Genomic DNA, 17,367 nt, shown 5'->3' on the forward strand with positions numbered 1-17,367 from the left:
GCTTCACATAGGCCGGCGGCATCAACCGCACCTCGTGGCCATACCGGCCGATCACGCGCGCCCAATGATGAGCGCTGCCGCAAGCCTCCATGCCCACCAGGCACGGCGGCAACTGTGCGAAAAACTTCTCGACCGAGGCTCGCTTGAGCTGGCGCCTCACCACCACAGCTCCCGACGCGTCAATCCCGTGGACTTGAAAAACGTTCTTCGCCAGATCAACCCCAATCGTGCTAATCTTCGTCATGGACGGCTCCCTTTGTCTGGTTCGACTCAACATCACCAGTCTGGCACACCGATGCCGTTCGGGGGCCGTCCATCCCATCATTGCGAGGAGCCCTTGCGACGAAGCAATCCAGAGTCCCTCCGCGGATGCATTTCTGGATTGCTTCGCGGAGCCTGTCATCGGGCCGCGCTTCGCGCGGACCCGTTGGCTCGCAATGACGATGCTTGGGGCCGGCTGTCAGGCCCTAATCCTCATACGACGAGATCTCGATCAGGCTGCCGTCGGGATCCCGGCAATAGACCGAGCGCAGCGTGCCGCGGGCGCCTTGCCTCGGGCCCGGCCCTTCCTCGATCGCGACGCCATGGGCCTGCAGATGCGCCACCACCTCTTCGGGAGCGGCGGAGGTGAGGAAGCACAGATCCTCGCTGCCGGCGGTTGGGTGGTCCGCGGTGAACCACTCCACCTTGTCGCCATCGCGCGGCCGCACGTTGATCTTCTGGTTACCGAATTGTAGCGAAGTCCGCGGCGCTTTGCCGCCGCCGGGGTCGAACACCTTGACTTCCATGCCGAGAATCCTGCGGTACCACTCCGCGGTGGCCGCAACGTCGGCGACGTTGATCACGAGATGATCGAGAGCCTCGACCTTGACCGGCATGTCTCATCCTTTCGTCGTGATGCGCCCCGTGCACTTTCCGCCTGCGCCAAGCTTTGTTACAAGCCCCGCCGACGACATTTTACAAGATATCCGGCCTTCAAGAACAACACTGGGAGAACCCTTGAGATGATCACTCGCCGTACCGCGCTGGGCCTGCTCGCCGCCAGTCCGCTTGCAGCCACCCCGCTGTCCAAGGCCCTTGCCGCCGATTATCCGACCCGTCCGGTGAAATGGGTGGTCGGCTATCCGCCGGGCGGGGCCACCGACATCCTGGCGCGGCTGCTCGGCCAGCGGCTGTCGGAACGGCTCGGCCAGCAATTCGTGGTCGAGAACAAACCGGGCGCCGGCAACAATATCGCCACCGAATCGGTCATCAACGCCGAGCCCGATGGCTACACGCTGCAGCTGGTCAACCCGGCCAACTACATCAATGCCTCGCTCTACGCCAACCTGAAGTTCAACTTCGTGCGCGACATCGCGCCGGTCGCCTCGTTCCAGCGCGTGCCGAACGTGATGACCGTGAACAAGGACGTGCCGGCCAAGAACGTCGCCGAGTTCATCGAATATGTGAAGGCCAATCCCGGCAAGGTGAACATGGCCTCGTCCGGCAACGGCACCTCGGTGCATCTGTCCGGCGAGATGTTCATGGCCATGACCGGCTGCAAGATGCAGCACGTGCCCTATCGCGGCGCGGCGCCCGCGATCACCGACATGCTCGGCGGCCAGGTGCAGGTGATCTTCGACAACATGCCCTCGATCATCCAGCACATCCGCTCCGGCAGCTTGCGCGCAATCGGCGTCACCACCACGGAACGCTCGCCGCAATTGCCCGACGTGCAGCCGATCGCCGAGACCGTCAAGGGCTATGAGGCCAGCGCGCTGTTCGGCATGGGCGCGCCGAAGAACACGCCGAAGGAGATCATCGCCAAGCTCAACAGCGAGATCAACACGCTGATGAAGGAGCCCGACATGGCCAAGCGTCTGGTCGAGCTCGGCGGCGAGCCGCGGGTGCAGACGCCCGAGGCGTTCGGCGAGGAGATCAAGGCCGAGACCGAGAAGTGGAAGAAGGTCGTCGAGTTCGCCGGCCTGAAGGTCGAGTAGCGATCTTGTGATGAGCGTGATTGGAGCCCTGCCGTTCGGCAGGGCTTTTTTCTTGCGCGCGCGATATACTCGATCTGGAATAAACCGGCGCGACGAAACCTCGTGAGGATGGTGGCGTATCTGACGCCAGCAAGAGAGGAGTTGGATCATGCGCAACACCCAATTGGCGCTGCTGACGCTCGGCGTGACGGTCCTTGCCGGATTCGCCAACATTCCCCCAGCCGCCGCACGCGACTATCCCTGGTGTGCGCAAGGCGGCGAGTACGACTATCCCGGCGAATGCGCCTACAGCACCTATGAGCAATGCCAGGCCAGCATCTCCGGCCGGCTGTTGTACTGCGGTCGCAATCCTCGCTTGGGATACGGCCAGATGCAACCTCAGCCGCGAGTGCACCGCCGCGCCATACTAGCGCAACCGCTTTCCCCACTGGCCCGCTGCCTGATCACGCGCTCGTGCAGAACCGCGTGCGGAGGTTCGGGCTTGACGCATCCCGGTTCGCATTTATACTAAACCTCATGGTTAAGTATCAGGACGAGAAGCTGGACCGGACCTTTGCGGCGCTATCCGACCCGACGCGGCGTGCCCTGCTGGCACGGCTCGGCGAGCAGGACAGCCTGTCGGTGAGCGAGCTGGCCGCACCGTTCCCGATCTCGCTGCCGGCGATCATGAAGCATCTCGACGTGCTCACCGATGCGGGCCTGATCGTGCGGGAGAAGACCGGGCGCACGGTCGCCTGCCGGCTCACCGCGCAGCCGATGGAGCAGGCGATGAACTGGCTCAATCGCTATGCGCAATTCTGGTCCGACAATCTCGATCGCCTCGCCGCCTTCGTGGAGGAAGAGACATGGCCAACGCAGCCGTCAACGCCGATCTCAGCGCCGCCGAGCGCCCAACGGAACGCCCAAGCCTCACGCTCACGCGCCGGCTCCGTGCGCGGCCGGAAAAGGTCTACGCAGCCTGGACGCAAGCCGAGCAGCTAGCGCAATGGTTCGGGCCGCCGAACATGAAGCCTGCGACGCTTCGAGCCAAGCTCGACGTCCGCACCGGCGGCAGCTTTCGCATCAGCTTCACCCGTGATGACGGCGAATATTTCGAGGCCGGCGGTACCTATCGCGACGTCGTGCCGAACGAGCGGCTGGTCTTCACCTGGGCCTGGCATTCGACGCCGGAGCGCGAATCGCTGGTGACGATCACGCTGAAGCCGGACAGCGCCGGCACCTTGATGGTCTTCCATCACGCCCAGTTCTTCGACGAAACCGCCCGCGACAACCATTTGCGCGGCTGGAGCTCGTTCTTCGACAAGCTCGATGCCTTCGTCGCCTGATCCCGATCAGAGGAGGACACCATGCAGCAACATCAGGTCGTCTCGCGCGAGCAATGGATCGCCGCCCGCAAGGCTCATCTCGCGCATGAGAAGGAGCTCACTGCGGCTCGCGAACGCCTGGCCGAGGAGCGCCGTGCATTGCCGTGGGTCAAGGTCGACAAGAACTACGTGTTCGACGGACCGAACGGCAAGCTGACGCTCGGCGATCTCTTCAAGGGCCGGCCGCAGCTCGTGGTGCAGCACGTGATGTTCGCACCCGATTGGGACGCCGCCTGCAAGAGCTGCTCGTTCTGGGCCGACGGTTTCGAGCGCATGGTGCCGCATCTGGCCGCGCGCGACACCAGCATGGTTGCGATCTCGCTCGCGCCGGTTGCCAAGCTCGACGCGTTCAAGAAGCGGATGGGCTGGACGTTCGACTGGGTCTCCTCGGGAAGCAACGACTTCAACTATGATTACGAAGTTTCGTTCACACCGGAGCAGATCGACAAGGGCGTGCCGAAGTACAATTTCGGCACCACGCCGTTCTACGGGCCCGAGCTGCCCGGTATCAGCGTGTTCTTTCGCAACGAGGCCGGCGAGATCTTCCACACCTACTCATGCTTCGCCCGCGGCCTCGATATGATGAATGCCGCCTATCAGTACCTCGACCTCACGCCGCTCGGCCGTCACGAGGACGGCTTGCCCTATCCGATGGACTGGGTTCGCCTGCGCGACCAGTACGAACCGCGGGCGACGAAGGAGGCGTGCTGCCACGGGTGAGGGGAGCGGTTCGTTTCTCGATGTCGTCCTGGCGAAGGCCAGGACCCATACCGCGGAATCTATCGATGGCGCTCGGTTGTCGTACCGAACGACCAATCTTCGCCAAACCCCTGGTTGGGGTAATGGGTCCTGGCTTTCGCCAGGACGACGTCCGGAGGTTAGGCGCGGTCGGTGCCCGCCTTCACCGCTTCGCGTCGGCCTGCTCCGTCGCGTTGCACGAGATCAGCATCGTATAGGGCCGGGCGTTGCCGGCGATGTCGGTGGTCTTGAGCTCGCTCTTCGGCTCGGCGGTCTGGTAGGGCACCACGGAATTGTCGAGGAAGTCGCGCAGCGCGCCGGTCTTGATGGCGAAGTTGATGTTTTCGGGGATGTTCCCGGTTGCGACCGCGATCCGCAGATTGTCGAGCTTTCCGGTGACCACACCCACGACCTGCCCGGTGGTGTCGAACAGCGGGCCTCCGCTATTGCCGGGCTGCACGGGCGCGCTGATCTGCAGGAAACGCGAATCGTTGCGCATGCCACTGAGCGAGCTCACGATACCGGTGGTCACGGTGAAGTCCGAGCTCAGCAGCCCGTGATAGGGAAAGCCGATCGCGACGACGGAATCGCCGGAGCGGATCGAGCGGTCGCGAATCCGGGCAAACTCCTTGAACGTCGCTGTCGACGGCGCCTGCAAGAGGGCCAGATCGTTGTTTGCATCGCTCGATACGACGCGCAACACCATTGCGGCCTCGCCCGTGAGATTGCCCTTGAGGTCGCTGCAACCCTCGATCACATGGTTGTTCGTGACGATGTGCCCATTGGCGCTGACCACGAAGCCGGTGCCGCTCTTGGACTTGGCGGACTTGCTGGCCGGCGGTGGTGCCTGCTTGTCCGCTGTGGCCGCGGGCTTCGCTGTACCCTTGGTGAAGTCCCCGGCCTTGCTGAGCCCGTCCGCCTTCACCCGCGTGACGCAGTTCGCCAGCGCCGCGACCATGGGTGCCGTCGACGTCAACACGAACTGGAGTGGCTTGCTGCCGTTGGTCGTCACTACCATCAGGCTTGCCTTCTGGAAGGTGCGAGCGACATTGAGGGGCAGGATGGTCGTCACCATGTTGGGGGCGTTGGAGGTCGCAAACAACCTGGCCTGCTCCTGGCCGTCGAAGATGAAGTCGACGGGCGCGGTATCGCCCTTGTTGAAGCGAAAGCCGGGGCTGGCAAGGCTCAGAAGCCAGGAGCCGGCCGCATTCTGCGCGACGACGAGACTCACCCCGTTGGCGTAAGGCGCGGTGGCCGCACAATGCGAGAACGCTCCCGTTTCATCATTGCTGAAGGCGCCGCCGATCCAGTTGCCGACATTGACGGAGCCGAACGGTCCCGCCGCATGCGCGACGCTGACGACACCCACTTGCAACAAAGACGCAACGACAAATGACTTAAGCCACATACCAGCCCCCGGAAATGCTTTTCGCTCCATCTTATCTGTGGGACGCGGTGTCGCGCAACCGCCAGTTGTCCGCTCAAGTTCGATCCGGCTGCCGCGACATTCGGGCTTGCCATTACTTTGCAGTGCTATATACTTTGCAATACAAAGTAACGGGAGCAATCCCGGGGAAGCATGGGCGGAACGAGGGTTTGGCGTTGCCAATGCGCGATCTCGACAAGGCACTGGCCGACATCGTGACGATCCGCAGCCAGATCGCGGCGGGCACCGCGTTCCGCGGCTACGGCCCGGCGACCATGGCCGCGACAGGTGCCGTCGCGCTCATCACCGCGGTTCTGCAATTCTGGTTGCTCGGCGATCCCACCAGCGAGCCGCTCAGCTTCTTCTTCGGCTGGTTCATCGCCGCGGTGCTCTCCGGCCTGATCATCGGGATCGAGATGCGCGCGCGCTCGCGCCGCCATCATTCCGGCCTCGCCGATGCCATGATCCACCAGGCGGTCGAGCATTTCCTGCCCGCAGGCGTCGCCGGCGTGCTGCTTGCGGTGGTGATGTGGAAATTTGCGGCGGAAACGCTGTGGCTGTTGCCCGGCTTGTGGCAGATCCTGGTGTCGCTCGGCATCTTCGCTTCCGTCCGCTCGCTGCCGCGCACCGTCGCGCTCGCCGGCGCCTGGTATTTCGTTTCAGGCTTTGCAGTGGTGGTACACGCCAGCCAAACTCACACGCTATCGCCATGGACCATGGGTCTGCCCTTCGTGATCGGGCAGTCGGTGATGGCCGCCATTCTGTATGTCGCGTCCGGAGACCATGATGTCGAAGTCTGACAGCGCGCCGTTCTCCTATGAAGGGCTTGATCGCGTCATCCACGAGAAGGCGAGGCTCGGCCTGCTGACCTCGCTGATGGCGCATCCCAAGGGGCTGGCATTCGCCGACCTCAAGCAGCTTTGCGGCCTCACCGACGGCAATCTCAGCCGGCATCTCGCCGTGCTCCAGGAGGCCGGCCTCGTCGAGGTGACCAAGGGTTATGAGGGCAATCGCCCGCACACGACCTGTCGCCTCACCAAGTCCGGCCGCCGTCGCTTCCTCGACTATCTCGCCGTGCTCGAACGCCTCGTGCGCGATGCCGCCAAGGCCGCCGGCCGCGAGGCGCCGCCGCTCGGACGCCTCGGTTTCGCTTCGACCTGAACCCCCTTTTTGACCGGAGACTTTGTAATGCAAAGTAACCCTGTGTCCTGCGACGACAAGCTTCACGTCGGCATCATCATGGACGGCAATGGCAGATGGGCGACGCGGCGCGGCCTGTCGCGCCTGCGCGGCCACGAGGCCGGCGTCGAGACGATCCGACGCATCGTCGAGGCCGCGCCAAAACAGGGCATCGGCACGCTGACGCTCTATGCCTTCTCCACCGACAATTGGCGCAGGCCGAAGGCCGAGGTCGCCGCGCTGATGACGCTGCTACGCTTCTACCTCTCCAATGAAGTGCAGAGCCTGGTCAAGAACGGCGTGCGCCTCACCGTGATCGGCCGCCGCGACCGCTTGCCCGACGGCATCGCCAGCGCGATCGCGCGCGCCGAAGAGGCGACCGCCCAAGGCAGCACGCTGCATTTGCGCATCGCGGTCGATTATTCCGCGCGCGACGCCATCCTCAACGCCGCGGCGAAGGCAGCGGCGCTGACCAGCCTCACCCGCGAAGCGTTCTCGCAGCTCGTCACCGGCGAGGCGGGCCTGCGCGACGTCGATCTCATCATCCGCACCTCGGGCGAGAAGCGGCTGTCGGACTTCCTGCTCTGGGAAGGCGCCTATGCCGAGCTGCACTTCACCGAGCGGATGTGGCCTGAATTCGATGCCGGCGATCTCGCCGAGGCGCTCGCCGCCTTCCATGGCCGCGAACGCCGTTTCGGCGGCCTCCAGGCGATCATGCCCGAGGAGGTGCCCGCGCTCTCACGCGCGTGACGTCGGCCTTCACTTGCTGTAATCTTGAGCAAGCGTAGGGCGCGGATCATGCTCTACTGTCGCCGTGAGGGGAGCCTTTGGCGATGCGCGCAGTTCTCGATTATTGCAGCGGCGGGACGGAGCGGCAGGTCAAAGCCGGTACCGTGGTGATCACCGAGGGCGGCACCAGCGGCCATCTCTACGTGCTGATGCAGGGCAAGCTCGAGGTGCTCAAGGGCGAGATGGTGGTTGCCACCGTCACCGAGCCGGGCGCTGTGCTCGGCGAAATGTCGGTGCTGCTGGGCCAGCCGCATACCGCGACGGTGCGGGCCTGCTCCGATGTGGTCATCTACGAATTCGAAGATGCCGCCTCGCTTCTCGAGCAGCAGCCCGGCATGGCGCTTCTGATCGCGAAGATGCTGGCCCAGCGGCTCAACGCCGCCAACACCTATCTCGCCGACCTCAAGCGGCAATATACCGACCATGGCTCCCATCTGGCCATGGTCGGCGAGGTGCTGCAGAGCATGATCAACCTGCCGCCGCAGGAGGTCTCGCCAGGCTCGGATCGGCAATCCGATCCAAGGATCTAAGCCAGTCCGGCGGATTCTCAATCGGAGCGGCGGGTCGCTTCAGCGGCGCGCTCAGGTCGATCCATTGCGCTTCCCCGGCCGCAAGCCAGAACGCCTTGTCCGCATCGAAGTCGAGCACGATGTAGGTCGGCGGCCGGCCCGGCTGCAGGCCGGTGTTGAAGACCCAGCTCTCGCCCAGCCGGTCGAACCAGGAGCCATCCTTGATGAACGGCGACTGATGCACATGGCCGGAGATCACCATCGCGGGCTGATACTGCATGATCCATTGCACCAGCTCGACGTCGCCGAAGAAGCGCTTGCCGCCCCAGCTCGTCGGCGATTCCGCCGGCGGCGCATGGTGCACCCAGATCCAGCGCCGCGGGCGATTGGCGGCGGCATCACGGAGCTGCTCGACGAGGCGCTGCTTGACCAGCGGTCCATCCCACCATGGGCACACCGTGAACAAGGTGTCGCCGATGCTGAGGCCGTCGCCGTCGCAGGCAATCCCAAGCTCTCGTACCTCCGAGATCCAGCGCGAGATCTTCTCGCCGTCCGCATTGCGTTCATCGAGGTCGTGATTGCCAGAGCAGAGGATCACCCGGGTCTTGGCGCCGAGCAGCGCGAGGTACTTCTTCACCACCACGATCTGCGCGCGGAAATCAACCATCGAGCCGATGTCGAGCGCATCGCCCGCGAAGATCACAAGGTCGAACTGCGGCGCCGCGCTGACCAGCCAGTCGAGCTGCGGCAGCGAATAATGCAGGTCGGCCACGACCAAGCAGTGCATCAAAATCCGTCCGCGGGAAATTGAAAAATGTCATGAAATTCCGAATGTCACGAAGCAAGAAGCAGGCCAGCACGGCTGCTTCTTCTGATCAATCCGCGCAGCGGGCTGGACCGGATCATCGAATTCTGATCTCGTGGCGCACCCTTCAACCGCTCGTGTCCGCATGACGCCCTTCAAGACCATTCGTGCCCGCGCCGAGAAACGCAAGGGCGGGCCCAAGGCGCTGGAGAAGCTGATGCCTAACAAGCCAGACCTCAAGCGGCTGGCGAAGCTCGGCGACGACCGCATCCTCGCCGAGATGACGAAGCGGGTGTTTTGCGCCGGCTTTGCCTGGAGCGTGATCGAGACGAAATGGGACGGTTTCGAAGACGCCTTCCTGCATTTCCAGCCGGCCAAGCTCAGCTTCCAGCCCGAGGAGTATTGGGAAGCCCTGCTGCGCGATGCACGCATCGTACGCAACGGCGCCAAGATCATGTCGGTGCGCGACAATGCCGCTTTCGTGCAGGAGATCGCGAAGGAACACGGCAGCTTCGGCAAGTTTCTGGCGAAATGGCCATCGTCCGACGAGATCGGGCTGCTCGATCTCCTCGCCAAGCGCGGCAGCCGGTTAGGCGGCAACACCGGCCAGATGCTGCTGCGCTTCGTCGGCTGGGACGGTTTTGTGACCTCCAAGGACGTGGTGGCTTGCCTGCGCGATGCGGGTCTCGACATTGCCGAAGAGGTGAAGTCGAAGGGCGATCTCGCCAAGGTGCAGGCGCAATTCAACGCCTGGTCCGAGGAGACCGGCCTGCCCTACACGTATCTGTCACGCATCTGCGCATTGTCGATCGGTGAGGACAGGAGCGAGTAGCAGGCCAATAGAAGGCCATTGGCCGCCGGATCGTGGACATCCTGTGGCGATCCCGTGCCATGAGCGCGGCAGAGGCAGCGCTCGATCACGAAATACATTTCTAAGGAACATTTGTGCGCAGCACTTGTTCGGAGTTTGAGCCAGGCGGCACACCGGCGCAGGGAACGTCCGCTCTGGCTCAGCTCAATGAAACCCGACGTGACAGAACGGAGCAGCTCATGAAGCTCACATCCGAACAAGTGAAGCAGACTGTCAACCAACTCGGTGCTCAGGTGCTGCCCGACGAACATCCCGCCATGCCGCAGCTTAACAGCATGTTCGGTGAGCACACCTTCTTCGTCGACGAGATGGGCCTCAAAGTTCTCGAGCCCACACCGTCGCTCGGTACCGATCGCGAGAGCGGCGAAGTCGTCAGCCTCGCCGATTGGGGCGATTCCGACCTGACCCGCCTGATGGCGCACGAGCCGGAACCGACCGGCGTGATCGTGGTGTTCGAGCATGTGAGGCATTGATCGGCTCGAGCGGGACATTTTGAGACACGTGCGCCACGGTCGGCGAACTGCGGTTCGCTGCTGTGGCGCACGGCTTTGGCGTGCCCGGTTAAGTGGCAATCAGCGCCGTTGTCTTGCCAATGCGTGTCTTGTCAACGAGTGTCTTGCCAACGAGCTTGGTGCCGATCGTGTCATCCGCCACGGACGCTGCGTGCGTAGTGCCACATTTCTCCGCGACAGGCCGGAAACAGCGCGATGATCGTGAGCGAGACCGCATACGAAAGGCAGAAGCAGGCTGCCAAATCGGGAATCTCGCCGATCGAACGCGCCAGCAGCCAGCGATGCAGCAGAGAGGCTCATCGAAAAACCAGCCGGCTCACTCATTGGGAACCGCTCGCAATTGCGTCAGACCTTGAGGCTTCGCTGTTCTCTTACAATGTTGCTTCAGCGGGAATCTCGATGGCGATCTGAGTTCCCGGACCCGCCTTGCTCTCGAGACGCAGCCGACCGTTGAGCGATGAGACAACCAAATTGAACGCAATGTGGAGCCCGAGGCCGGCGTTGCCACGCTCCCGACTGGTCGTAACGAACGGATCGAAGACGTGAGCCTGCAACGCTTCGGGGATTCCGACGCCTTCATCGGCGCAGACCAGTCGGACCGATTTCGGATCCGGTTGGCTCACCGTGATGACAAACCTGCCGCCCCTCTTGTCAGGATAGGCGTGCACGGCAGTGTTGAGCGCGAGATTGCTGATCACCTGAGCAAGCGCTCCGGGATAGCTGTTGAGCGTGATTCCCGCCGGGCATTGTACCTCGACCGCCAGGGCATGGTGCGACAAGAGCGGCCCGAGCTTGGACATCAACTCTGAGAGCCAATCCTTGAGCTCGAACGTGCGCCGGTCCTCATCGGCTTGATGCACTGCGACCTGCCTGAAACTATGCACCATCTCGGATGCGCGGTGCAGGTTGTCGAAGGTCAGGTTGAGCCCCTGCTTGAGCCGGTCAATCCCCTTGGTCAGATCGGATCGCCGGACCGGCGTTCCGCTCAATGCGTCAGCCATTGCTTGTAGATCGGTCTGCATGGCCGTCGAGGTCGTCAAGGCTAGGCCGAGCGGGGTGCTGACCTCGTGAGCGACGCCTGCCACCAATTGCCCGAGCGAAGCGAGCTTTTCTGCCTGCACGAGGTGCTCCTGGGTCGCGCGTAGATCGCGTAGCGATTTCTCCGAGCGTTCTTTTTCCCGTTGCAGCGCCTCGGACGTCCGGAATTGCTTTCGCGCCCGGTACTCGCGCGCGGCCACGGCGTAGAGGGACAGCGCGTAAGCGTTCCCGACGAGAGAATGGTTGATGAATCGCAGGCCCGCCGGCATGCTCAGCGCGAACGTCTCGGCGACCAGCAGCGCCACCCACGACAGCAGGCAGAAAATCGCCAGCGAGCCGATCCGCAATGGCAGCATGGTTGAGACGAACAGGATGATCATCATCATACCCGGGGCGGCAAACGTGAAGCTTGACGGCAGCACGAGATAGATGCTCGGCAGGATGCAGCCGGGAATGACGCAATAGACCAGGAAGATCGTCTCTGCCCATGGCTTCATCCGTCGCCGTGACAGCAGCGCGGTCAGCGGGAGCAGCACGAACAGGGCAGTGCCGCCGCGGATTGCAAGCGTGATCGGAACGACCTCGGGGTAGAGCACCCAATCCCAGATGGTGTAGCCGGCATAGGTGGCGGCGCCGAGCAGCATCGCGATCTGCGTCCACCCGAGACTGCCCCGGACGTACTGGTCGACAAATCGCCGCTCCTCGATGCGGTCTTCGAAGCGCAGTCCGAGGCGTATCAATAAGGCAAGCATCCCAACATCAATCGCGAAAAAGCGTGTTTTGATGTCTGTACGACAGGTTTGGCGCCGCGTCGCGGATAAAGATGTCGCGTTCGTAGGGGGGGCACCGATCGCGTTCAAATACCCAAGGTCAGCTGAGGCTCCGAATCGCCGCCGACCTGGAGCGAAGACAGCGAGACCCCCAGCAGCCTGACGCGCTTGGGCAGCGGCATCTCGGCTTCGAGCAGGCCGCGGGCCAGCCGTTCCAAATCGTCCCGTCCCGCAACCGCCGCTGCGACGGACCTGCTGCGCGTGATGATCTCGAAGTCGGCAAACTTGATCTTCAGGGTGACGGTGCGGCCGCGGTTGCCGGTCGCCTCGCAATGCCGCCAGACCTTGTCGACGAGCGGTTCGAGCTCGGCGGCCAGCGCCTCGAACTCGGTGAGATCGGTTGAGAACGTGTTCTCCGCGCCAATCGACTTTCGGATCCGGTTGGCCCGGACCGGACGTTCGTCGACACCGCGCGAGATCCAGTAGTAATAGGCGCCCGACTTGCCGAAATTCGCATTCATGAACTCCAGCGTCTGGTTGCGGATATCGAGACCGGTGAACATGCCGAGCGCGTTCATCTTCGCACTCGTCGCGGGGCCTATCCCGTGGAACTTGCCGACGGGCAGCGTCTCGACGAAAGCGGGGCCCATTTCCGGCGAGATCACGAACTGACCGTTGGGCTTGCGATGATCGGAGGCGAGCTTTGCCAGAAACTTGTTGTAGGAGATGCCCGCCGACGCGTTGAGGCCGGTCTCGGCTTTGATCTTCTCGCGGATGCGCAGGGCGATGTCTCGCGCCAGCGGGATGCCTTGCAGGTTTTCCGTCACGTCGAGATAGGCCTCGTCGAGCGACAGTGGCTCGATGATGGGCGTATGCTCGGCAAAGATGTCGCGAATCTGCCGGCTGATTGCCTTGTAGACCTCGAAGCGCGGCTTGACGAAGATCAGATCGGGACACTGCCGCTTCGCAGTCACGGATGGCATGGCAGAGCGAACACCGAACTTGCGTGCTTCATAGCTGGCGGCGGCGACGACGCCGCGTTCCGCAGAGCCTCCGACTGCGACCGGCTTTCCGCGCAGGTCCGGATTATCGCGCTGCTCCACGGACGCATAGAAAGCATCCATGTCGATATGGATGATCTTGCGGACGGGCGAGGCTTCGCCGGTCACCGTGTCGGATTCGCTCATGGAGGGATGATACAATCGAGCGAAGCGAAGCGCGAGGTGGCCCGTGCCCACGCTTCAATGGACCGCCTTCGAACGTGCCGCATGATGCATTTCTGCGGGCCGTTCTGGCAGATTTGCGGCTGCCGGGCGCGGAGCCGGTTTGCTAGCCTCGGTCCGGCCATCAAGGGAGGCAGATATGCACGAGAAATGCAGCGTCGAGACCATGATTGCAGGCCTGACGGTTGGCCTGACACGCAGCGCCCAAGACAGCGGAATGGCCAAGCTGACGCCACTCCATCGCGAGGTCGTCAGCGGCCTGCCGAGCCTTCCCGAGCAGGAGATACGGGTGCTGTTCGCTACGCTGCTGCCGGGCGACGTCACCCCGTATCACTCGCACCGGTTTCCGGTGACCGTGTATATGTTGGAGGGCACGTTCACACTGGCTCTGGACGGCCGGGAGCCGATAGCGATTGAGGCAGGACAGGTGTTCGTTGAACCGGCCGGTATCAATATGACCGGGTTCAACAAGGGCGACGTGCCAGCGCGCATGGCGTTGTTCTACGTCTGCGAGCCCGGTGCGCCGTTTGCCGATGCGGTAGGTGCCCGAAGCTGACTTCATCCTGCGGCATGCGCTCTCGCAAGGAACGCGATTCAGAACAAACAGCGTCTTAAAACCAAGGACCTTTGGGACACGCCGACTGGAGCTTCGGGCGGCCTCTCGCTGGATTGGAATCTGAAGATGGCGAGGTGGGAGGACGCACAGATCCAGGAGGGTTCACGATGAAGGCGCGCCGCGCGATACCGGTTAACACTGCTGACCTCGATGAGGGCGCACTCGACTGGCAAGCGGTCCTTGGGCGTACAGAACGCATGGTTAAGATAGTCCGAACCCGCCTCATCCACGAGCGCTTTGAGCTCGATGAGGCAGGTGCAGAGCAACTGATTGAGTACTGCCGCGACATGGCCGCTGGTCAGCCCGACAACGAACAGAAATGGAAGGCCGTCCTGACAGAAGCCGTGGAATTTTTTACTGCACAAAACCGTATGCGGGACCAAATTGCGTAGGGCACATACATTGTGAGCCGCTAGGGAACGGCATATTCATTCCACACATACCAACTTGCGTCGCGCATATCTGCCCCATTTGCTGGTACTGTTGAGGTGGAAACTGTTGGCCCGGCATTTGAGGCGGAGGGCCAGCTACTTGATTTGCAAACTTCGGGCCAGGGTTGTTCTGATATTCAGCTTGGATCGCGTACGCAGGATCTTCTACACCGTTCCAGCTTCGCATGTATTGCACGGCAAAACTGTGCACGCCCCAGCTGTCGTATTGTTCGACATGCTTCATTTCGTGAGCCCACAGAGCCGGGTCTTGGGCTTCGGACGGTCCCTTGAAAACAATCACATCGATGAGGGTGACGGCTTCCGCATGGCCGATACGGATTGAATTGTTCGCAAGATTGAGAGCTCCGCCATCACCTGCCTTGTAGCGAACTTTATTCATCAACGCTTCGCTGTACCAACCAGATAATGCCTGCCTTATGTTAGGCGGCATGGGCATCGCACCATTTATCGCAGTGTCCCGAGAAGCTTTGATCCACTGCTCAAGCGCTGGCCCTGTAAAGATTGAAGACTGCAGTTCGAGCCTCATTCGATCAATTTCGCGGCCGACATTCTCTGTTTCTCTTACAACGTTCCTCGGGACATTCGGGATGTCTTTGACGGCCTTTTCTGTTTCACGAACCGTGTTTCTGATAATTCGATCTGGATGAGTGATGTCCCCAATGGGATCCCATGCCAACGCTGGCGTGGCGGTCGTCAAAATGACCATTGCAAATGTGTAAAACAATCGGTTCATCTGAACCTCCATAAAGTGGAAAGCCTTGGAAATCTTTTTCGGCCATTGGATGCTCCTTTGAAAAATTCAAAAGGAGAGCCTAGCCCCTGCTAATTTTCTGTGCACGAAATCAGAATGCGGTTCAGCGCCAAATGACCTACGTAGCTTAGAAACTAATCTTGGGAAGTTTCTTGTACCCAAAGACCATTTTGATGTGGCCATCTTCGATATAAGTTTGGATCGCCGTCAGAAAGGCGCCTTGGGGGACTTCCTTGTGCTGCCGGCTATCCTCGTCATGGCTACCATCCTGTATATCGAAACCGAGCCAATCGCCCGGCTCAAACGAGGATAGATTCGCCAAAGCAATCCTTAGGCTGGAATCGGCTTGCTCGAGTGCCGAAACTCTGCCTTCCAACCCTGCAATTTCCGCTTTCCGAAGAGTGTTTTCAGTCTCAAGCGCAGTCACCCTTTCCTCTAAGCTTGGCATCGCGTTACTCCCCGTTATTTCTTTTATTTCAATCAATAGTGGGCTGCGTCACGCTCCGGCCGTTGGCCGAACACGACGCCTCCGCGTTTCATCTATCTTGAGTACTGGGCGAATTACATAACCAGCGCTACTTTTCCCTACAATCACCCTAACGGGTTATGCGACAAAATGACAACCGAAGGGGCCGCTCAGGAACGGCAAGTTAGGGGGGCGTCCGCCACTTCTGAAGCCGGCGGCCCACCAGTGTGAGCCTAAGTCGATTTGGAGAGTGCCCCACTTTGAAAGACCGCCAAGCAGAGCCGAGCCCAGCATCACGGTCCACGCGAGGCCAGCTCCAAAGCTGGAGACGTCCTCGCTGTTGTCGAAGCGATAAACCGCCGCGTGACGAAGAACGGAAGAGACCGCCGACTGAGGCGGTTCAGCTCGCATAGTTGGGGTTTCTCACCATGTCGCAGGTAATTGCGGTACGGATGCTGAGGGTCCGAATGCCGCGTGCGTCCCCGCAGCCGCGAGGGCAAGGTAGTAGACAGCTCCGCCGTTATCCAGAGGTTGAGGGGCTGCGACGGCCCTAGAGTGGCGCCGCTGCGGTTCGGGCGTTGACAGTTAAAGCTCGCCTGCCTTGCTGAGCCAGCCGAGCTCGATCATCCTCCTTGCCAGCTCGGCTCCCTGGGTGCGCAACTTCTTCGTCAAGATGGAATTTCGATGGTGCGGAGTTCTGGCATCCGCCCGCGGCATCATTCCTTGAGAAGGTATTTTTGGTTGGGGTGGTTAGGTTGATCCGGGTAGAGATATTCCAGCTTCCCCGTATCGATCAAACCAGAAAGATACTTGGCTGCAAGATAGGTGGGATTTCGATCGAGCAATCCTGCGATTTGGGAGGCAGACAGCGGTTTCCAACCACACAATGCCATAATTGTCGTCGCCATGTGCTCGGGCGCATCCCTTCGGCCCAAAGCAATGAGCTTCACTCGCACTTTGAGGCTCTCAGGCAGGTCCTCAATCTTGATCTGTTCTCGGGAACCTAGGGAGTTCGCATCGATAGCTAGGGAGTCCCGGTCCTTAGCTAGGGAGTTCGAGGCCAAACGGCTGATCAATTCAGGTCCGGCGACGTAGTATCTTCCAGATCCACTGCCACGGTCTGCCAACAGGTTCGCCATCCGAAGTTTTCGGAGGCTTTTGCTTGCTGCCAACGTGTCCGTGCGGTTGATTTCTCGGTAAGTTTGGTTCGCGATTGCGCCAACCTCGCGGACATAAATCAGCGCACGCCTCTGATCGTCCGTTAGCTCAAATTCTCGAAATGTTGAGAGCCACTCCCAGTCCGTTGGGCTGAGGAAATGATGGAATAGGAATACTGCCGAAAAGCTATCGGCATCTCGGTCAGATTCGAAGGTCGGGGAGGAGAGGCCAGATTCCTCCATCAGTTGCCGCATGCGACGGATGCCACTACCCTTGGTTTCAGCGAAACGCGTTTCGTGCATTACTTCAGCAATGTGAGGGTTTCGCATTATGGATGCGGGATCATCAAAGCGCTCTACCGACTTGAGCGAGTAGCCCGGATTTTTAAACTCGATACGATTCCCATAGCGCACGATCTGGATCGGTTGAGCTGATTGGTAATTCCGGTGAATGAGGCAATTGACAACGGCTTCTCGTATGGCACGAACTGGCAGCAGGGGTAGCTCGCTGCGCTGGCCATTTGCCTGGTCGTCAAATCTGAATGCGCGGGGTAGGTCGTCTAGAATGGTAGCAATGACACGGCTAGCGAGCGTAACTAGCGGGCCACGCATCTCAACAGCATCAAACTGAGCACTAACGTTCTTGACCCAGGTGTTGCCCGGTACTCGGATATAATCCACGCGGTGAGATGGATAGAGTCTCCTTAGTGCCGCGGGCTTTC

Annotated in this window: 20 protein-coding genes and 2 pseudogenes; 13 read left to right on the plus strand and 9 right to left on the minus strand. The window is 61.3% G+C overall.

What is annotated here, in order from left to right; translation table 11 throughout:
• Both BLV07_RS42475 and BLV07_RS42480 read right to left on the minus strand, forming a co-directional pair.
• Positions 1–244: pseudogene (locus tag BLV07_RS42475) on the minus strand (IS110 family transposase); the annotation flags it as partial.
• 223 nt (positions 245–467) lie between these two features.
• Entirely contained in the window at positions 468–878 is a 411-nt protein-coding gene (locus BLV07_RS42480; RefSeq protein WP_091898424.1) for a VOC family protein, read from the minus strand.
• A 126-nt stretch (positions 879–1,004) separates the two neighbouring features.
• On the opposite strand from BLV07_RS42480, the gene BLV07_RS42485 reads away from it, so the two are divergent.
• From BLV07_RS42485 to BLV07_RS42505, 5 genes and pseudogenes are all read left to right on the plus strand, one after another.
• Complete coding sequence (locus BLV07_RS42485; RefSeq protein WP_091898426.1) at positions 1,005–1,979, plus strand: Bug family tripartite tricarboxylate transporter substrate binding protein; 975 nt, start codon at positions 1,005–1,007, stop codon at positions 1,977–1,979.
• Positions 1,980–2,127: 148 nt separating this feature from the next.
• Positions 2,128–2,490, plus strand: coding sequence for a DUF3551 domain-containing protein (locus tag BLV07_RS42490; protein ID WP_091898428.1), 363 nt, complete (start codon positions 2,128–2,130; stop codon positions 2,488–2,490).
• Positions 2,491–2,495: 5 nt separating this feature from the next.
• Positions 2,496–2,960, plus strand: a complete 465-nt coding sequence (locus BLV07_RS42495) for an ArsR/SmtB family transcription factor (RefSeq protein WP_176946121.1) — start codon at positions 2,496–2,498, stop codon at positions 2,958–2,960.
• An 11-nt stretch (positions 2,961–2,971) separates the two neighbouring features.
• Positions 2,972–3,304: pseudogene (locus BLV07_RS42500) on the plus strand (SRPBCC family protein); the annotation flags it as partial.
• Positions 3,305–3,325: 21 nt separating this feature from the next.
• Positions 3,326–4,063 carry a DUF899 domain-containing protein gene (locus tag BLV07_RS42505; protein WP_091898434.1) on the plus strand — a complete coding sequence of 246 codons (738 nt, stop codon included), beginning with the start codon at positions 3,326–3,328 and terminating at the stop codon, positions 4,061–4,063.
• 181 nt (positions 4,064–4,244) lie between these two features.
• Here BLV07_RS42505 and BLV07_RS42515 read toward each other — a convergent pair whose 3' ends face one another.
• On the minus strand, positions 4,245–5,489 hold the full coding sequence (locus BLV07_RS42515; protein WP_091898439.1) for a S1C family serine protease: 1,245 nt from the start codon (positions 5,487–5,489) through the stop codon (positions 4,245–4,247).
• Positions 5,490–5,689: 200 nt separating this feature from the next.
• On the opposite strand from BLV07_RS42515, the gene BLV07_RS42520 reads away from it, so the two are divergent.
• From BLV07_RS42520 to BLV07_RS42535, 4 genes are all read left to right on the plus strand, one after another.
• Positions 5,690–6,307: a hypothetical protein gene (locus BLV07_RS42520; protein WP_091898441.1), complete on the plus strand. Its 618-nt coding sequence runs from the start codon at positions 5,690–5,692 to the stop codon at positions 6,305–6,307.
• Positions 6,294–6,668 carry a transcriptional regulator gene (locus BLV07_RS42525; RefSeq protein ID WP_176946122.1) on the plus strand — a complete coding sequence of 125 codons (375 nt, stop codon included), beginning with the start codon at positions 6,294–6,296 and terminating at the stop codon, positions 6,666–6,668. Before BLV07_RS42520 ends, BLV07_RS42525 begins: the two co-directional genes overlap by 14 nt.
• A gap of 27 nt (positions 6,669–6,695) precedes the next feature.
• On the plus strand, positions 6,696–7,436 hold the full coding sequence (locus BLV07_RS42530) for a di-trans,poly-cis-decaprenylcistransferase (protein ID WP_091898445.1): 741 nt from the start codon (positions 6,696–6,698) through the stop codon (positions 7,434–7,436).
• A gap of 83 nt (positions 7,437–7,519) precedes the next feature.
• Positions 7,520–8,005: a Crp/Fnr family transcriptional regulator gene (locus tag BLV07_RS42535; protein WP_091898447.1), complete on the plus strand. Its 486-nt coding sequence runs from the start codon at positions 7,520–7,522 to the stop codon at positions 8,003–8,005.
• Here the strand turns inward: BLV07_RS42535 and BLV07_RS42540 are convergent.
• Entirely contained in the window at positions 7,944–8,771 is an 828-nt protein-coding gene (locus tag BLV07_RS42540) for a metallophosphoesterase family protein (RefSeq protein WP_091898449.1), read from the minus strand. The genes BLV07_RS42535 and BLV07_RS42540 overlap by 62 nt on opposite strands.
• Positions 8,772–8,934: 163 nt before the next feature.
• On the opposite strand from BLV07_RS42540, the gene BLV07_RS42545 reads away from it, so the two are divergent.
• The gene (locus BLV07_RS42545) at positions 8,935–9,621 is read left to right on the plus strand and encodes a DNA-3-methyladenine glycosylase I (RefSeq protein ID WP_091898451.1); all 687 of its coding nucleotides are present in this window, start codon (positions 8,935–8,937) and stop codon (positions 9,619–9,621) included.
• Positions 9,622–9,839: 218 nt separating this feature from the next.
• Complete coding sequence (locus BLV07_RS42550; RefSeq protein WP_091898453.1) at positions 9,840–10,133, plus strand: hypothetical protein; 294 nt, start codon at positions 9,840–9,842, stop codon at positions 10,131–10,133.
• 410 nt (positions 10,134–10,543) lie between these two features.
• Here the strand turns inward: BLV07_RS42550 and BLV07_RS42555 are convergent, their stop codons facing one another.
• A complete protein-coding gene (locus BLV07_RS42555; protein WP_091898455.1) occupies positions 10,544–11,962 on the minus strand; it encodes a sensor histidine kinase in 1,419 nt (472 codons plus the stop codon).
• Between the two features lie 104 nt (positions 11,963–12,066).
• On the minus strand, positions 12,067–13,167 hold the full coding sequence (gene dinB / locus BLV07_RS42560) for a DNA polymerase IV (RefSeq protein WP_091898457.1): 1,101 nt from the start codon (positions 13,165–13,167) through the stop codon (positions 12,067–12,069).
• 175 nt (positions 13,168–13,342) lie between these two features.
• Between dinB and BLV07_RS42565 the strand changes: the two genes are divergently transcribed.
• Both BLV07_RS42565 and BLV07_RS42570 read left to right on the plus strand, forming a co-directional pair.
• Positions 13,343–13,759 carry a cupin domain-containing protein gene (locus BLV07_RS42565; protein ID WP_091898459.1) on the plus strand — a complete coding sequence of 139 codons (417 nt, stop codon included), beginning with the start codon at positions 13,343–13,345 and terminating at the stop codon, positions 13,757–13,759.
• Positions 13,760–13,926: 167 nt separating this feature from the next.
• The gene (locus BLV07_RS42570) at positions 13,927–14,211 is read left to right on the plus strand and encodes a hypothetical protein (RefSeq protein WP_091898461.1); all 285 of its coding nucleotides are present in this window, start codon (positions 13,927–13,929) and stop codon (positions 14,209–14,211) included.
• Here the strand turns inward: BLV07_RS42570 and BLV07_RS42575 are convergent.
• The 3 genes from BLV07_RS42575 to BLV07_RS42585 form a co-directional block, all read right to left on the minus strand.
• Positions 14,174–15,004, minus strand: a complete 831-nt coding sequence (locus BLV07_RS42575; protein ID WP_244551413.1) for an eCIS core domain-containing protein — start codon at positions 15,002–15,004, stop codon at positions 14,174–14,176. The two genes, BLV07_RS42570 and BLV07_RS42575, sit on opposite strands and share 38 nt — an antisense overlap.
• Before the next feature lie 145 nt (positions 15,005–15,149).
• Complete coding sequence (locus tag BLV07_RS42580; protein ID WP_091898465.1) at positions 15,150–15,470, minus strand: hypothetical protein; 321 nt, start codon at positions 15,468–15,470, stop codon at positions 15,150–15,152.
• A 734-nt stretch (positions 15,471–16,204) separates the two neighbouring features.
• A complete protein-coding gene (locus BLV07_RS42585; protein ID WP_176946123.1) occupies positions 16,205–17,326 on the minus strand; it encodes an ATP-binding protein in 1,122 nt (373 codons plus the stop codon).
• Positions 17,327–17,367: the final 41 nt, after the last annotated feature.

The organism is Bradyrhizobium sp. Rc2d (assembly GCF_900099855.1).
Lineage (GTDB): Bacteria > Pseudomonadota > Alphaproteobacteria > Rhizobiales > Xanthobacteraceae > Bradyrhizobium.

Excerpts from the sequence above, each read along its gene's own strand:
- BLV07_RS42480 (WP_091898424.1), bottom strand. The coding sequence starts at position 878 with ATGCCGGTCAAGGTCGAGGCTCTCGATCATCTCGTGATCAACGTCGCC.
- BLV07_RS42485 (WP_091898426.1), top strand. The coding sequence starts at position 1,005 with ATGATCACTCGCCGTACCGCGCTGGGCCTGCTCGCCGCCAGTCCGCTT.
- BLV07_RS42490 (WP_091898428.1), top strand. The coding sequence starts at position 2,128 with ATGCGCAACACCCAATTGGCGCTGCTGACGCTCGGCGTGACGGTCCTT.
- BLV07_RS42495 (WP_176946121.1), top strand. The coding sequence starts at position 2,496 with ATGGTTAAGTATCAGGACGAGAAGCTGGACCGGACCTTTGCGGCGCTA.
- BLV07_RS42505 (WP_091898434.1), top strand. The coding sequence starts at position 3,326 with ATGCAGCAACATCAGGTCGTCTCGCGCGAGCAATGGATCGCCGCCCGC.
- BLV07_RS42515 (WP_091898439.1), bottom strand. The coding sequence starts at position 5,489 with ATGTGGCTTAAGTCATTTGTCGTTGCGTCTTTGTTGCAAGTGGGTGTC.
- BLV07_RS42520 (WP_091898441.1), top strand. The coding sequence starts at position 5,690 with ATGCGCGATCTCGACAAGGCACTGGCCGACATCGTGACGATCCGCAGC.
- BLV07_RS42525 (WP_176946122.1), top strand. The coding sequence starts at position 6,294 with ATGTCGAAGTCTGACAGCGCGCCGTTCTCCTATGAAGGGCTTGATCGC.
- BLV07_RS42530 (WP_091898445.1), top strand. The coding sequence starts at position 6,696 with ATGCAAAGTAACCCTGTGTCCTGCGACGACAAGCTTCACGTCGGCATC.
- BLV07_RS42535 (WP_091898447.1), top strand. The coding sequence starts at position 7,520 with ATGCGCGCAGTTCTCGATTATTGCAGCGGCGGGACGGAGCGGCAGGTC.
- BLV07_RS42540 (WP_091898449.1), bottom strand. The coding sequence starts at position 8,771 with ATGCACTGCTTGGTCGTGGCCGACCTGCATTATTCGCTGCCGCAGCTC.
- BLV07_RS42545 (WP_091898451.1), top strand. The coding sequence starts at position 8,935 with ATGACGCCCTTCAAGACCATTCGTGCCCGCGCCGAGAAACGCAAGGGC.
- BLV07_RS42550 (WP_091898453.1), top strand. The coding sequence starts at position 9,840 with ATGAAGCTCACATCCGAACAAGTGAAGCAGACTGTCAACCAACTCGGT.
- BLV07_RS42555 (WP_091898455.1), bottom strand. The coding sequence starts at position 11,962 with ATGCTTGCCTTATTGATACGCCTCGGACTGCGCTTCGAAGACCGCATC.
- dinB (WP_091898457.1), bottom strand. The coding sequence starts at position 13,167 with ATGAGCGAATCCGACACGGTGACCGGCGAAGCCTCGCCCGTCCGCAAG.
- BLV07_RS42565 (WP_091898459.1), top strand. The coding sequence starts at position 13,343 with ATGCACGAGAAATGCAGCGTCGAGACCATGATTGCAGGCCTGACGGTT.
- BLV07_RS42570 (WP_091898461.1), top strand. The coding sequence starts at position 13,927 with ATGAAGGCGCGCCGCGCGATACCGGTTAACACTGCTGACCTCGATGAG.
- BLV07_RS42575 (WP_244551413.1), bottom strand. The coding sequence starts at position 15,004 with ATGAACCGATTGTTTTACACATTTGCAATGGTCATTTTGACGACCGCC.
- BLV07_RS42580 (WP_091898465.1), bottom strand. The coding sequence starts at position 15,470 with ATGCCAAGCTTAGAGGAAAGGGTGACTGCGCTTGAGACTGAAAACACT.